The organism is Nocardiopsis sp. RV163 (assembly GCF_001029525.1).
GTDB classification, from domain to species: Bacteria; Actinomycetota; Actinomycetes; order Streptosporangiales; family Streptosporangiaceae; genus Nocardiopsis; species Nocardiopsis dassonvillei.
This window is the reverse complement of the sequence record NZ_LEKI01000040.1, coordinates 1-14,498: the sequence shown is the minus strand read 5'-3', so window position 1 is coordinate 14,498 and position 14,498 is coordinate 1. Positions and strand designations below refer to the sequence as shown.

15 protein-coding genes are annotated in these 14,498 nt (G+C 75.4%); 12 read left to right on the top strand and 3 right to left on the bottom strand.

The annotated features are described in order from the left end of the window. Positions 1-122 precede the first annotated feature (122 nt). Complete coding sequence (locus ABD54_RS29490; RefSeq protein WP_327136686.1) at positions 123-278, top strand: hypothetical protein; 156 nt, start codon at positions 123-125, stop codon at positions 276-278. 76 nt (positions 279-354) lie between these two features. Here the strand turns inward: ABD54_RS29490 and ABD54_RS10005 are convergent, their stop codons facing one another. Both ABD54_RS10005 and ABD54_RS10000 read right to left on the bottom strand, forming a co-directional pair. Continuing rightward, positions 355-1,812 (bottom strand): PepSY domain-containing protein, encoded by a 1,458-nt coding sequence (locus ABD54_RS10005; protein WP_047869170.1) that lies wholly within the window; start codon positions 1,810-1,812, stop codon positions 355-357. A gap of 239 nt (positions 1,813-2,051) precedes the next feature. Beyond that, a complete protein-coding gene (locus ABD54_RS10000; protein ID WP_047869169.1) occupies positions 2,052-3,263 on the bottom strand; it encodes an MFS transporter in 1,212 nt (403 codons plus the stop codon). Between the two features lie 89 nt (positions 3,264-3,352). Between ABD54_RS10000 and ABD54_RS09995 the strand changes: the two genes are divergently transcribed. The 11 genes from ABD54_RS09995 to ABD54_RS09950 all read left to right on the top strand — a co-directional run bounded on the left by ABD54_RS09995 (position 3,353) and on the right by ABD54_RS09950 (position 14,032). Then, positions 3,353-3,949 carry a helix-turn-helix domain-containing protein gene (locus ABD54_RS09995; RefSeq protein ID WP_235432021.1) on the top strand — a complete coding sequence of 199 codons (597 nt, stop codon included), beginning with the start codon at positions 3,353-3,355 and terminating at the stop codon, positions 3,947-3,949. Positions 3,950-4,405: 456 nt separating this feature from the next. Then, a complete protein-coding gene (locus tag ABD54_RS09990) occupies positions 4,406-4,969 on the top strand; it encodes a GyrI-like domain-containing protein (protein WP_082166764.1) in 564 nt (187 codons plus the stop codon). Then, a complete protein-coding gene (locus ABD54_RS09985; protein ID WP_047869167.1) occupies positions 4,966-5,565 on the top strand; it encodes a hypothetical protein in 600 nt (199 codons plus the stop codon). The genes ABD54_RS09990 and ABD54_RS09985 overlap by 4 nt, the downstream gene beginning before the upstream one ends. A 557-nt stretch (positions 5,566-6,122) precedes the next feature. Further along, positions 6,123-6,488 (top strand): metalloregulator ArsR/SmtB family transcription factor, encoded by a 366-nt coding sequence (locus tag ABD54_RS09980; RefSeq protein WP_047869166.1) that lies wholly within the window; start codon positions 6,123-6,125, stop codon positions 6,486-6,488. Between the two features lie 3 nt (positions 6,489-6,491). Then, positions 6,492-8,648, top strand: coding sequence for a cation-translocating P-type ATPase (locus ABD54_RS09975; RefSeq protein ID WP_047869165.1), 2,157 nt, complete (start codon positions 6,492-6,494; stop codon positions 8,646-8,648). Between the two features lie 78 nt (positions 8,649-8,726). Next, complete coding sequence (locus ABD54_RS09970) at positions 8,727-9,431, top strand: GntR family transcriptional regulator (RefSeq protein ID WP_053063570.1); 705 nt, start codon at positions 8,727-8,729, stop codon at positions 9,429-9,431. Continuing rightward, positions 9,428-9,865, top strand: a complete 438-nt coding sequence (locus ABD54_RS28525; protein ID WP_200904078.1) for an MFS transporter — start codon at positions 9,428-9,430, stop codon at positions 9,863-9,865. The genes ABD54_RS09970 and ABD54_RS28525 overlap by 4 nt, the downstream gene beginning before the upstream one ends. A gap of 32 nt (positions 9,866-9,897) precedes the next feature. After that, positions 9,898-10,680 carry a hypothetical protein gene (locus tag ABD54_RS09965; RefSeq protein ID WP_200904077.1) on the top strand — a complete coding sequence of 261 codons (783 nt, stop codon included), beginning with the start codon at positions 9,898-9,900 and terminating at the stop codon, positions 10,678-10,680. 266 nt (positions 10,681-10,946) lie between these two features. Continuing rightward, positions 10,947-11,783, top strand: coding sequence for a trypsin-like serine protease (locus tag ABD54_RS09960; RefSeq protein WP_047869164.1), 837 nt, complete (start codon positions 10,947-10,949; stop codon positions 11,781-11,783). 228 nt (positions 11,784-12,011) lie between these two features. After that, positions 12,012-13,388: a UDP-N-acetylmuramoyl-tripeptide--D-alanyl-D-alanine ligase gene (gene murF, locus ABD54_RS09955; protein ID WP_047869163.1), complete on the top strand. Its 1,377-nt coding sequence runs from the start codon at positions 12,012-12,014 to the stop codon at positions 13,386-13,388. Between the two features lie 65 nt (positions 13,389-13,453). Beyond that, a complete protein-coding gene (locus tag ABD54_RS09950) occupies positions 13,454-14,032 on the top strand; it encodes a DapH/DapD/GlmU-related protein (RefSeq protein ID WP_047869162.1) in 579 nt (192 codons plus the stop codon). Between the two features lie 11 nt (positions 14,033-14,043). On the opposite strand, the gene ABD54_RS09945 is transcribed toward ABD54_RS09950, so the two are convergent. Further along, complete coding sequence (locus ABD54_RS09945) at positions 14,044-14,430, bottom strand: pyridoxamine 5'-phosphate oxidase family protein (RefSeq protein WP_047869161.1); 387 nt, start codon at positions 14,428-14,430, stop codon at positions 14,044-14,046. Positions 14,431-14,498: the final 68 nt, after the last annotated feature.

Below are 14,498 nucleotides of genomic sequence, written 5' to 3'. Positions count from 1 at the left end.
AGGCGCCGGTAGGGTGTGCAGCACCGAGACCGCCGACTCCGGGGCGCCCGCGTGCGGGCCGTGGAGGAGATCCCGGTTCCGGCCGGGGGGCGACGACCCTGGTCGGGGGCGGCCACCACGTCATGGTCAACGACCTGCCCGAGGCCCCGGCCGTCGGGGACGAGGTCGCCGTCGCCCTCTCCTTCGCCAGCGAGGAGGAACTGGAGGTCACCGTTCCGGTGGAGCCGATGACCGCGCGGAGCGGGGAGGGCGGTTCCGGGCACGAGCACCACCACTGAGCCCGCCGCTCCGTGTCGGTCCGGGGCGGCCGCCGCCCTGCGCGGCGACCGCCCCTCGGCGCCCCTGGTCCACGGGTCAGGCGGACCCCTGCCCGCCCGTCACGGGCTCCGCGCCCGCGGACTCGGGCCCGGCCTGCCCGCCGTCGCCCGGCGCGGAGCCCCCCGAGGCGCGTGAGCGGGCCCGCCACCCGAGGACGGCGTCCACGGCCAGGAACACCAGCAGCGAGGCCCCCAGTAGCGGCACCGCCCAGCCGACCAGGGCCGGGACCGCCACCGCCGCGACCTTGGACAGCGGGGGCAGGGCCGCGAAGGAGCCGCGCGGGTAGGGGCGCCCCACACCCAGTGCGCGGGACCGGGTGGGGCGCCGCTGCCACCACATGCGGTAACCCAGCACGATGACGGCGATCAGCCCCGAGGCCAGCGCGGACAGCACCAGCTGGTTCGGCACGCCGAACAGCACACCCATGTGGGCGTCGATCCCCCACCGGCTCAGCTTGGCCATGACCGGGTATTCGGCGAAGCGGACCACGTCGGTGACCTCGGCGGTGTCCGGGGCCACGGCCGCCGAGTCCACCCGTGTCGGCCAGCTCCGGTCGATCTGGCTCACCACGTAGGGGGAGGCGTGGTCCTCGGGCAGGGCCACCTCGACGGGGCCGTCCAGGCCCGCCTCGCGCGCACTGGCGAGGACGGCGTCCACACCCGCGTCCACCCCGGGCGAGGCCACCGGCGCCTCCGTGGACACCGCTGGGGTGCTCCAGTCCAGCCGCTCGCGCAGGTCGCTGATGTTGGCCCCCGCGTACTGCGACCACGTCATCCCCGTCGCCGACAGGAACAGCAGGCCCACCAGCAGCCACAGGCCGGTGGCTCCGTGCAGCGAGACCGACCTGGACCGCCCCCGGGGGGTGCCCGCGCCGGGCAGCAGCAGGCGGCGCAGGCCCGCGCGCGGGCGCCGGTTGCGCGCCGCCCACAGGACGACGCCGCCCAGGGCGACCACCCACATCCAGCTCGCCGCCAGCTCGCTGTACAGGCGTCCGACGTCGCCCAGGTGCAGGCTGCGGTGCAGGGTGTCGACCCACGTGCGGGCCGGGAGGGCACCGCTGGTGCCGTAGGTCTGCATCACCCCCAGCGCCTCGCCGCCGTACGGATCGACGAACACCGTCATCCTGTGGCTGGCCTCCAGCCCCGGCACGTCGAACAGCACCCGGGTGGAGTCCTCCGCGTCGGTGGCCGGTCGCACCGCGTCGAGTTCGGCGCCCGGCAGCTCCTCCTGGGCGACGCGCACCTGGGCGTGGAGCGGGATCGGTTCACCGGAGGGCTCCACCCGCAGTTGCTCGGCGTAGACCGCCTGCTCGATCTGGGGCGTCCACACGTACAGCAGTCCCGACACGGCGGCGACCAGTACGAAGGGGGCGACGAGCACCCCCGCGTAGAAGTGCAGGCGCAGCACCAGGGGGCGCAGTGCCGCCCAGGTGCCGCGCCGTCCGGGCTCCGCGCGCGTCCCGTCCTGCGGGGGCGCGCTGTCTTCCTGTCCCATGGGGCCGCTCTCCTCGTTGCGTGACGGTTTCCTCCTGTCGGGTCGTCCCGGATGTCGGGGTAGTTCCCGGCGGGGGCGATTTCCCGGAGCCGCGCACGGGCCGCCGCGCCCCCGGCGGCCGTGGGGCGGGCGTGCCGCCGGTGGGCAGGGCGCGGGCCGTGCGGCCCGCGCCCTCAAGGGGTCGGCTGTCGGGGGATGGGAGGAGGAAACCGGTCGCTCCGGGTCCGGCTGCGGTGGCCTCACGCTCCGTCGGGCGCTGTCGGCGGGGCCGAGGCGCGGCGAGGGCGCGCGCGGTGCGCCACCGCGAGGGAGGACGCCACCAGCAGGAGCGCGAAGCTGCCCACGAGGGCGGCCCGCAGACCGAGGAGGGCGAGCGGGCCGCTCACCGCGATGATGCCGAGCGAACTCGCGGTGCGCAGGAGCGCGAACATCTCCGCGCGGCGGTCCGGCGGTGCGAGCCCGTCCAGGGCGAGCGAGTAGAACGTGCCCAGCATCGGCAGGAAGAGCCCGATGACGGCCGCGCCGGTGAGCGTCAGGGAGAGGTGCCCGCCCGCCAGGACCAGCCCGGAGCCCGCGGTGGTAGCCGCGAGGAAGGCGACGACCTGCCAGGGGGCGGGCATGCGGTTGCGCACGCTCACCCAGACCCCGCCCGCGACCGAGCCCGCGCACAGCACGAGGGCGAACAGGAAGGCCCAGCCCGGTTCGAGCCCGAAGGACAGCGCGAAGGAGACCGCTCCGACCTCGACGGCCGCGACCGCCCCCGCGCTCGCGGTCGCGCAGAACAGCCACAGGAACACCGCGCGGGGTACCGGTGTCCGTACGCGGGGCGCCCCGCCGCCCTGCGGCCCGCGTGCCCCGGGCACGCGCGGCATCAGGAGCAGCGGGCCCGCGCCCAGCGCGGTGACCGCCGCCATGGCCCAGACGGGGGAGGCGGCGCCGAGCACCGAGGCGAGCACGGGCGACAGCGCGAAACCGACCTCGTTCAGCGTCGCGGCCACGCCCAGCGCGCGGGGGAGCCCGGACGGTTCCACGAGGTGGTTGAGCAGGAGCCGCTGGTAGCCGTACGCGGCGCCGTTGACGGCCCCCGCCGCGGTGACCGCGACCAGTAGCAGCCCGAAGGGGGCCTGCGCCGCCGCCAGCGCGGTGACGGCGGCGAGCGCGAGCGTCCGGACGGCGATGAGCGCGCGCAGGTAGTCGACACCGTTGAACCGGCGGCCCATACGGGACACGGGGACGGCGCCGAGCACCTGTACGGCCGTCATGGTGAAGACCAGCGCCGCGCCGGACTCGGCCGTGCCGGTGATGGGGAGGGCGAGCAGGGCGAAGGCGATGGGTGCGGCGGCCTGGGGCACGCCGAACATCCCGTACCCGACCTGCCAGCGCACGACGTCGAGCCGGGAGCGCGACGCGCCGGTGTCCCGCCCGGGCGGCCTCGCCTGGATCCGTGCCATCAGGGCCTCTCATCCTCGCGCTCGCGCACCGTGGGGGGTCGGCCCGGAGCCGAGCAGGGCAGACGATGGGCAGTATAGTGCTCACTGGTGTGACCGTCGACGGAACTGCGGAGCGAGGACGCGTGCCCGAACGGATACGACCCGAGGTGGCCGTCCTCGTGGGCAGGCGCATCCGCTCACTGCGGTCGGAGGCGGGGCTGAGCGTCACGGGGCTCGCCGGGCTGAGCGGGGTCAGCCGGCGCATGCTCACCCAGATCGAACTCGGCCAGGCCAATCCCAGCCTCGCGACGGTCGACCGGATCGCCGCCGCGCTCGGGACGACGTTCCCGGCGCTCGTCGGACTGCTCCCGGATCCCTCGCCCGACGGGATCGAGGTCTGGTCGACCCCGAACGGGAGCTGGGCCTACCTCCTCAAGGCGACCGAGACGCCCCAGGTGTCTGTCGAGCTGTGGAAGTGGCACATCGCCGGGGACGACGGCTACCGGGCGGCTCCGGCTGAGGGCGCTCCCGACTCCCTGGCGCACGTGCTGCGCGGCAGCCTCCGCGTCCGGTCGGCTTCGGGCGACCTGTCGGTGGGCGAGGCCGAGTCGGCGCGGATCGGGAGCGGCTCCGGTCACACGTTCGAGTCCGCCTCGGACGCGGTCGACTTCCTGTGGGTGGTGACGGTTCCCCGCACCGGCGGCTGACGGTCGGTGCCGCGGGAGCGGTCCGCTGCCTGATCGGCGGGCCCGGCCGCCACCGCGGCGGCGGGTCCCGGAAGGAACGGGATGTCCCGTACGGACAGGACCGAACCGCTGCGGGTGCGCCAGCGCGAGCACGGAGCTGTGGCGCCGCACGACCACGGCCGCGGATGCCGCGAACTGCCGCCGGAACCGACGCGTGCGAGGCCCGACACGCGGTGCCGGTGGGCGCACCCCGGTTCGGCCCCGAGGGGCCACGGGTGCTGTTCCGGGTGCCGCAGGCGCGGATGCGCGGCGGAGCGGCAGCGGTACGTCAAAGCAGGCAACCGCGGGCGCCGCCGCGGTGACCGCCTCCTGACGCACCTCTGGGCGCGCGAGGCGAACAGCCGCGGAGAGGGCTCCGCCGCGTCCCTGCGCGCGAGTGCCTCCGTTGCGCGGCGGGGCCGGTTCCGGACCACGCACGTGCCGGACCTGGGCTGCCTCACGGCCGACGGCCGCGGAGACCCCGACACCTCACCGGCCTTCGCCGAGGCGGCCGAGGCGCTCTACCCGGTGGCCCGCGAGCTCAAGTTCGCCGGCGAGCGCGACCTCGGGCGCGACTACGTGGCCACGCCTCTGGAGGGTCCGTGGTGGGCCCAGGACACGGACGCCTGCACGGCGGCGCGCGACAAGTCGCGGCGGGAACGGACGATGACGGTCATGGTCCCGGCCGGGATCGACGAGGACGTGTCCGCCGCCGCCGTGGAGCAGGTCGCCGCGAGGAACAGCCCCGCGCGCCTCGGCGACGTCCGCGCGGAGACGCTGTCCGAGGGCCGCTGCGCGCAGACGCCGCACGTCGGCACCTCCGGCGACGAGGCGGACGCGCTCCGGCGGACGCACCACGAGTTCGTCCCCGGCGACGGGCTGCGCGTGGTCGGCGGGCACCACGAGGTCTACTTCAGCGACTTCCGCTGGGTCGCGCCGGACAGGCCGCGCGCCATCCTGCGGCAGCCGGTGTCCTCGGCCGCCGATAGTGTCCCGCCATGAGTTACGCGCTGACGACCTACGTGGTCGACCTCGACGTCCTGCACGGCTCCGTCGGGTCGGGGGACGACAAGCTGCGCCGCATGATCGGCGGCCGGTTCAAGCAGCACCTGGCCGACTTCGACACCCGGTTCGACCACGTCGTCGACGCGGGCGGCCCCGGCATCCGCGACGCGATCCGCGCGGTCATCGAGGGAGGGCCCTTCGACGACCGGCACGGCACCATGTACGGCTACGCGTACAAGTGGATCTGTGAGTTCCACGGCCGCGCCCTGTTCAACAACGACTTCTCCCCGATGAGGTCCGGGTGGCTGGAGACGGTCGACGCGGGCCTGAACGCACTGGGCGTGACCGCCGTCGGCGTCGAGGAGTTCGGCTTCGGCGGCGCCCCCTCGCCGATCCCGGCGCCCGACCACCTGCCGGGCTACGGCGAGTGGAGCCCCGCCGAGTGCCGCAAGGCCCTCGAACAGTGGGAGGCCGCCGCCGACGAGCGCAGGGCCGCGCTCGACCCCTCCGTCCTGAGCGCCGCCGAGTCCTGCGTGGACTGGTGCAGGACCGCCGCCGCGGCGGGCCGGGGCGTGGCCGGTTTCTTCCACTGAACGGCGGCCTGACCCCGCCGGACCTTCGTCTGAGGGGGTCTGGCAGGGCCTGCCGCCTTCCGGCGGGTCCTGCCTGGCCTGGTGTCACGGACAGGAAGACCGTGCGCGGGTTCCTGGTCAGCAGGCGAGCGCGTGTGACACCTGAGCAGGCGGGGCTTCCGGCCTATACGGGGACCGCCTCCGGCGCCCGCGCCCGCTCCGCCGAACCTCCGGTCCCGGCCGTGCGGCCCTCGGTACAGCGGACGCCGGACGCGATGGACAAGCCCGCCGTCGTGCGCAACGCCCGCCAAGGACCTGGTGTCCGCCAACCGCCTGCGCCGGGCCCTTCACACGCCGCACTCCGACCACCGGGGGGATCTGCCCGACCGGCACTGGAGTGCGCTGAGGCTCCTCCTGACGCACTCTGTCCCGTCGCGCTCCGAGGCGGACCGCCGGGGCCGGGCAGGGGTTCGGGGCGTTGCGGCCGCCGCCCCGCGCCCGGCGCCGCTGGGTGAGGCGCTCCGGGTCGGAACGGGCCCCTGTTGCTCCAACATATCAACGAGCGTTAGTTTGTTGGTATGTCCTCCGACTCCTGTGAACTCCTCTGCCTCGACCTGCCCCAGGCCGAGGCGGTCCGCGCCCGCGTGCCCGCCGACGGGGACGTCCGGTCCGCCGCCGACCGGGCCCGGGCCCTGGCCGACCCCACCCGGCTGCGCGTCGCCCGCGCGCTGGCGGTCGGAGACGAACTGTGCGTGTGCGACCTGGCCTGGGTCTGCTCCGCCTCGCAGAACCTCGTCTCCCACCATGTGCGCCAGCTCCGCGCCGCCGGCCTGGCCTCCTCCCGGCGCGAGGGCAAGCTCGTCATGTACCGCCTCACCGACGCGGGACGCGCGCTGCTGGCACTGCTGCTGCCCGACCCCGAAACCGTCGTGAGAGAGGGCTGACCCGTGTCCGACCCTTGCTGCGGCGACGGCGGGGCGCCCGGACCCCGCCGGGGCCGCCCGACGCCGAACCCGAACCACGCGCCCGTGTCCCGGACTCCCTCCCCGGTCACCTGCTCGGGCGGCGACGCCCGCAGACGCCCCGGGGCGTTCACCGCCGACGTTGCCTCCGACGGCGGCCGCGCCGGTGCCGGGGCGGTCGCCGACGACGGCTGCGGCGACCCCACCTGCGGCGCGGACGCCCCGGAACCGGAGGAGGCGCCGGGCGCCTGGTGGGACTCGGCCACCGTCCGGTGGGCGGGCCTGGCAGGCGCACTGTGGCTGTCCGGGCTGACCGCGCAGTGGCTCACCCAGGCCCCCGTCGTGCCGACCGCGCTGTTCGCGGGGGCGATCGCGGCGGGCGGGCGGACCTTCGTCCCCGGCACCCTGCGCGCACTGGTCCGCGCGAAGCTGGGCGTGGGCACGCTGATGACCGTGGCCATGGCCGGAGCCGTCCTGCTCGGCGAGGTGGGTGAGGCCGCCATGCTCGCCTTCCTGTTCTCACTGGCCGAGGCACTGGAGGACCACGCCGTGGCCCGCACCCGCCACGGCCTGCGCGCACTGCTCGACCTGGTCCCGCCCCGGGCCACCGTGCTGCGCGACGGCCGCGAGGCCGCCGTGGACCCCGCCGGACTCGTCGTCGGGGACCTGCTCCTGGTCCGGCCCGGCGAGCGCATCGCCACCGACGGCACCGTCCGCGCGGGCCGCTCCACCGTGGACACCTCCACCGTCACCGGTGAGTCCGTCCCCGTCGAGGCCGTCGAGGGCACTGAGGTGTTCGCCGGTACCGTCAACGGCGACGGGGCCCTGGAGGTCGAGGTCGGCGCCCGGGTGGCCGACAACTCCCTGGCCCGCGTCGTGCGCGTCGTCGAACGCGAGCAGGCGCGCAGGGGCGCCGCCCAGCGCCTGGCCGCCCGGATCGCCCGCCCCCTGGTGCCCGGCGTCCTCGTCGCCGCGGCCCTGATCGCCGCCGCCGGTTCCCTGTTCGGCGACCCGGGCGTGTGGGTCGAGCGCGCCCTGGTGGTGCTGGTGGCCGCCTCCCCGTGCGCCTTCGCCATCGCCGTCCCGGTCACCGCGGTCTCCGCGATCGGCGCGGCGAGCGGGTCCGGTGTGCTGGTCAAGGGCGGGGCCGCCCTGGAGGCGTTCGCGACGGTGCGTGTGGTCGCCTTGGACAAGACCGGCACCCTGACCCGCAACGCGCCCGCCGTGGTGGCCGTCGTGCCCGTGCGCGGGCGCACCCGCGAGGAGGTCCTGGCTCTGGCCGCCTCGCTGGAGGCGCGCAGCGAACACCCGCTGGCCGCCGCGATCCTGGCCGCCCACCCCGACCCCGCACCCGCCCGGGACGTGGCGTCTGTGGCCGGAAACGGCCTGACCGGTACCTCGGCCGACGGCGCGCCCCTGCGGCTCGGCCGGCCCGGCTACGTCGACCCCGGGCCGCTGGCGCCGGAGGTGGCCCGGCTCCAGGAACAGGGCGCCACCACCGTCCTGGTCGAGGCCGACGGCCGCCTGGTCGGCGCCGTCGCGATCCGCGACGAGCCGCGCGGCGAGGCCGCCGAGGCGGTCGCCGCCCTGCACCGCATGGGCGTGCGCACCGTGGTGCTCACCGGCGACAACGAGCGCACCGCCCGCGCCCTGGCGGCGCGGGTCGGCGTCGACGAGGTCCACGCAGACCTGCGTCCCGAGGACAAGTCGGCCCTGGTCAGCGCTCTGCGCCGCCACGGGCCGGTGGCGATGGTCGGCGACGGCGTCAACGACGCCCCCGCCCTGGCCACCGCCGACACCGGGGTGGCCATGGGCGCCATGGGCACCGACGTGGCGATCGAGACCGCCGACGTCGCCCTCATGGGCGAGGACCTGCGGGCGCTGCCCCGGGCCCTGGCCCACGCCCGCCGGGCCCGGCGGATCATGCTCCAGAGCCTGCTGTCGTCGGGGGCGATCCTGCTGGTCCTCATCCCGCTGTCGGCGTTCGGGGTGCTGGGTCTGGCGGCGGTCATCCTCACCCACGAGTTGGCCGAGGTCCTGGTCGTCGCGAACGGTGTGCGCGCCGGGCGCCGTGTTCCGGCCGCCGCACCCCCTCCCGTTTCCTCCGGTCTGGAAGCCGCGCGGACGTCGGAGCGCAGGTGAGAGCCACCGCGTTCCGGCTCCACCCGGCCCGAACCCCCTGATGCATGCATCAATGCATGCATCACCTACGCTGGGTCCATGTCCGCGCTGCCCGCGCTCCCCTGGGAGCGCCCCGACGACCGATCGCCGCTGAGCCACCGCCTGGCCGCCGACACCGCGCGCGCCGTCATCGAACGCCGGCATCCCGCCGGAACCCTGCTCACCGAGACCGACCTGGCCGCCGCCCACGGCGCCAGCCGCACCCCCGCCCGGGAGGCCATGCTCCGCCTCCACTCCTGGGGCCTGGTGCGCCTGCTGCCCAAGAAGGGCGCGGTCGTCTCCGAGGCCACCCCGAGGGAGCGCCGTGACCTGCTAGCGCTGCGCGCGATGCTGGAGGTCGAGGCCGTGCGCGCCCTGGCCGCGGACCCGGGGCGGGGGAGCGGACCGGCGACCGGCCAAGAGACCGGGCTGGCGGCCGACCTGGAGGCGATCCTGGCCCGCCAGCGCGCCGCGCTGGAGTCCCACGACGTCCTGGACTTCGCCGGGGCGGACTACGCCTTCCACGCCCGCGTCATCCAGAGCGGGGGCAACCACGTCGTGGCCGAGCTGCTCGACACCCTCGGGCCGCGCTGGGCCCGGCTGACCTACCTCGCCGTCACCGAGAACCCGCCCCGGCTGGAGACCTTCCTGCGCGAGCACGAGGGGCTGACCGCGCGCGCCCTGGCCGGGGACGCGGAGGGGTTCTCCGCGCTGGTGCGCTCCCATATCGAGTACGGCCACTTCACCGACGGGGACCGCCCGTGAGCACCCGTACGCGCGCGGGGGCACCCTGGCTCAGGACCGTTCCGGCGGTGTTCCTCATGGCCTGGGGCGGCAACCACTTCACCCCGCTGCTGCACCTGTACGAGCATCTGGGCGGCTACGCCGTGTGGCAGGCCAACCTGCTGCTGGGCATGTACGTCGCCGGTCTCGTCCCCGGCCTGCTGCTGGCCTCGGCCCTGTCGGACCGGCACGGCCGCAGGCCGGTGCTCCTGGCCGGGATGGTCCTGGCCCTGCTCGGAAGCGCCCTGCTGGCAGCCGGGCTGCCCTTCTTCGGGCTGCTGTGCGCGGGCCGGGCCCTGGCCGGAGCCGGGGTGGGGGTGGCCATGTCCGTGGGCACGAGCTGGATGAAGGAGCTGTCCGCGCCGCCCTTCGACCACCGGGCGGGGCCACCGCGGGGGCGCGCCGACCCTCCCTGACCCTCACCCTGGGCTTCGGCACCGGCGCCGCGGTGACCGGCCTGCTCGCCCAGTGGGGACCGGCCCCGGCGCTGACCCCCTACCTGGTGCACGCGGCGCTCGGCACCGCGGCCCTGGTCGTGGCGGCCACGGCACCGGAGTCGCTGCCCCGGGAGCGGCGCACCTCCCAGGTGTGGTGGCGCGACCTGCGCGTCCCGTCCGCCGGGCACCGCCGGTTCACCCGCCTGGTGATCCCGGCCGCCCCCTGGGTGTTCGCCGCCTCCGGCGTGGCCTACGCGATCATGCCCGCGATCTCCCAGGACCGGTTGGGGGACTGGACCACGCTGTACGCCACCGCCCTGACGGTGCTCACCCTGGGCGCGGGCGCGGCGGTGCAGAACCTCGTGCCCTGGATCGACCGGCGCACGGGCGGGCGCGCCCTGGTGGTGGGCCTGTCGCTGATGTCGGCGGGGATGGTCCTGGCCGTGTTCGCGGCCCTGCTGGCCCACCCCGTCCCGGCTCTGCTGGTGGCCTTGGTCCTGGGCGCGGCCTACGGCGTCTGCGTCGTGGCGGGGCTGCTGCACGTCCAGGCCCTGGCCACGCCCCGGGACCTGGCCGGTCTGACCGGGGTCTACTACTCCCTGGCCTACACCGGTTTCCTGCTGCCCACCCTCCTGGCCGTGCTGCTGCCCGTCGCGCCCTACACGGTGTCGCTGGCCGCGGTGGCCGCGGTGTGCCTGGCCTGCCTGGTGGCGGTCGCCTCCGGGGCGCGCGCCGCGGGCCGCGACGCCGCCTCCGCCGACTCTCCGGTCCGGGAGCAGGCGGGCCGGTCATAGACGCTCCGGGCCGCCGCGCCCGCCGTTCCCGGTCGGGCGGCCCGTCCGGAAGCGGACGACAGCCGATCCGCTGGCCGCCCGCGCGGCGGCGAAAGGTCCCGCGCGACGGGCGACTTTCGTAGGGGGTCGGCTCCGGCGATCGGCGTTTCGTAGGGGGACGGGTTGGTCCTCGCGGTCGATGCCCCGGCGGGGACGGCCCCCCTAGGTTCGTGTGCGACGGCGCACAGCGGCGTGGTCACACGCACGACCGAAGGGACGGGACGGACATGGCCGACAGCAGCGGGAACCGGAACGGACGGAGCCGGAGGCGCACGGTGGCGGTCGCGGGGGCGGTGGGAGCCGCGTCGCTGCTCGGCCCGCTGACGCTGGCCGCGCCCGCGTCCGCCGTCATCGGCGGGGCCGACGCCACCGAGGAGTACCCGTTCGTGACCGCGCTGTTCGACGACGGGGGCCACCACTACTGCGGGGGTTCGCTGATCGCCGAGCAGTGGGTGCTCACCGCCGCCCACTGCTCCGACTTCGACCTGCTCGGGGGGTCGGAGAGCATCTCCGTGCGGGTGGGCAGCAACCACCTGGGGGAGGGCGGCAGCGAACGCGAGGTCGTCGAGGTGGTACAGCACCCGGACTACGAGGCGGAGGACGTCAGCGACGATCCCGACTACCCCAATTCGTTCCTCCTGGTGCGCAAGGACATCTCACTGCTCAGACTGGACTCCCCGGTGGAGCAGACCCCCGTCCGCCTCGCCCAGGACCCGCCGGAACCGGGTACGGCGGTGCGCGCGCTCGGCTGGGGCGTGGCCGACGACCTCGGCCAGGTGCCCAAGCCGGAGTTCCTGCAGCAGCTCGACACCGAGATCGTGCCCGACGACCGCTGCGCGGAGATCGACGGCGAGCTGTGCTCCGAACACCCCACCGAGGAGGCGCAGGTCTGCTCGGCCGACTCCGGCAGCCCCATGATCCGCGGTGAGGAGGGCGACTGGGAGCTGGTCGGCCTCACCAGCCGTGACGGCGACTACGACGAGAACGTTTCCTGCGTGGGACCGTGGGTCTTCACCGAAACGGCGAACTACGCCGACTGGATCGCGGACACGGCCGTGAAGTAGCCCGCCCTCCGGGTTCCGGCCGCACCCCGTTCCCGCCCGCGCGGCGGGAGCGGGGCGTTCGCTCGCGCCGCGCGCGCCCGCGAGCTGAGGCGGACCGGCGGTGCCCCGTGCCCGCCCTCGCCCCGGGTCCGTGACGATCGGCGGCCGCTTCCTGGCCCGAAATCACGGTCTCGCCCGGCCTTCCCCGGTACGGTCGAACCCCAGAGCCGAGCGTATTCCGGAGGTCACGTGCAGCCCTCGTCCCTCGCCCAGATCGCCGCCGCCACCGGCGGCCGGGTCACCGACGCCGACCCCGAGACCCAGGTGACCGGGGTCGCCTTCGACTCCCGCGAGGCAATCCCCGGGGACCTGTTCGCCGCACTGCCCGGGCAGGGCCGCGACGGACACGACTTCGCCCCGTCCGCCGTCGAGGCCGGGGCGGTCGCGGTACTCGCCGCCCGCCCGCTCGGCCTGCCCGCCGTGGTGGTCGGGGACCCCCTCGCCGCTTTGGGCGCCTGGGCCCGATCCCACGTCGAGGCGCTGTCGGAACTGGACGTGATCGCGGTGACCGGCTCCTCCGGCAAGACCTCCACCAAGGACCTCATCGCCCAGGTCCTCGACCGCGCCGGCGCCACCGTCTTCACGCAGGGGTCGTTCAACAACGAGATCGGTCTCCCGCTCACCGCGCTGGAGGCCACCGCCGACACCCGCCACCTGGTGGTGGAGATGGGCGCCCGCGGCCAGGGGCACATCGCCTACCTCACCGGCGTCACCCCGCCCCGGATCGGGGCCGTGCTCAACGTCGGCACCGCGCACGCCGGGGAGTTCGGCGGCCCGGACATGACCGCGAGGGCCAAGGGCGAACTGGTCGAGGCGCTGCCCTCCGCGGCCGAGGGCGGCGTGGCCGTGCTCAACGCCGACGACGCGCGGGTGGCCGCGATGTCCGCTCGCACGAAGGCCGAGGTGGTCACCTTCGGGGTGGAGCGCGGCGCCGACGTGTACGCCACCGACGTCGTCCTCGACGGGCGGGGCAGGGCCTCGTTCACCCTGCACACCCCGGCCGGGCAGGCCCCGGTCCGCCTCCAGGTGGTGGGGGAGCACCAGGTGCCCAACGCGCTCGCCGCCGCCGCGGTGGCCGGGGCGGCGGGGATGGACGTCGAGCAGATCGGCAGGGCTCTCACCGCGGCGGTGCCGGTGTCGGAGGGGCGGATGCGCGTCACCGAACGCCCCGACGGGGTGACGGTGGTCAACGACGCCTACAACGCCAACACCGACTCCACGAGCGCGGCGCTGCGGGCTCTGGCGCACCTGGGCCGGGGGAGCAACGGACGCACGATCGCCCTGCTGGGGGAGATGCGCGAACTCGGCGACAGCTCGGAGCGGGAGCACCGCAGGGTCGGCGCGCTCGCCGCGTCGCTGGGCGTCGACGTGCTTGTCGCGGTGGGCCGGGCGGAGGCGCACGCGCTCGCGGGAGAGTACGGTTCCGGCGGTCAGGTGGTCGCGGACAGGGCCGAGGCCGGGGAGTGGCTGGAGCGGTACGAACTCCGGGCGGGGGACGTGGTGCTCGTCAAGGGCGCCAACTCCCTGAAGCTGGGGGAGCTCGCGGACGCCCTCGCGGACCGGTAGGCGACCGGGGCCGGGCGGGGCACCCGTGGCCGCCGACCCGTTGGCGGATGCGCCACAATCTCCCGATGACCGACGACCGCTTCATGCCGATCCACGACCCGGAACTACTGGCCAGGGGTGAACGCGTCCTGGGCGCGGAGTTCCGGGAGATGAGCCGCAGGGTGCTGCGGGCCACGGAGCTGACCTCCCGCCTCAACGTCCTGCCGTTCGACGACGAGGAGGGGAGGGCGGCGCTGTTCGAGCAGATCCTGGGCCGCGTTCTCCCGGCCCGGGTGACGATTTATCCGCCCTTCTACACCGACCACGGCCTGCGCCTGGAGCTGGCCGAGCGCGTCTTCGTCAACCAGGGCTGCACGTTCCTCGACTACGCGGGCATCCGGCTGGGCGAGGGCGTGATGGTCGGCCCGAAGGCCACGTTCATCACGGTGGGCCACCCGGTGGACCCCGGCGAGCGGCGCCGGTTCCTCAGCGTAGCGCCCATCGACGTGGCGGAGAACGTGTGGATCGGCGCCGGTGCGACGATCCTGCCCGGTGTCAGCATCGGGCGCGACGCCGTCGTGGCGGCCGGGACGGTCGTGGCCGACGACGTCCCGGCCGCGAGCCTTGTGGCCGGGCCCAAGGGCACGGTGCGCCGACGCTGGTAGCGCCGGACCGCTCAGCCCGGACGCACGTTGCCCAGGAACCGCTCCACGGCGATCTCGATGACCACCCGGCCCGGGTTCTCCCGCGGCGTCCTGTAGCGCTCGCCGTAGCGCCGCACCGCCTCCGCCACCCGCTCGGGGTCGTCGGAGACCGTCGCGGAGCCCTCCACCGTGCACCACGCGCGCCCCTCCACCTGCGACACCGACACCCTGGCGCCGGGGTGGGCCGCGAGGTTGCGCGCCTTGTAGCTGCTGCCCGATGAGATCACCCGCACCAGGCGCGCCTCGGCGTCGTAGGTGGCCCCCACCGGGACCTGGTGGATGGACCCGTCCGGGCGCGGTGACGCCAGCATGCACAGCCGCCGCTGCGCCCAGAAGCGTGTGAACTCGTCCTCGTCCATCCTGTCCCCCCTGGTCCGACCGCCCCCGCCACGCGGGTCGCACCGGCCGCCCCGGTGGAGGGCCGGGT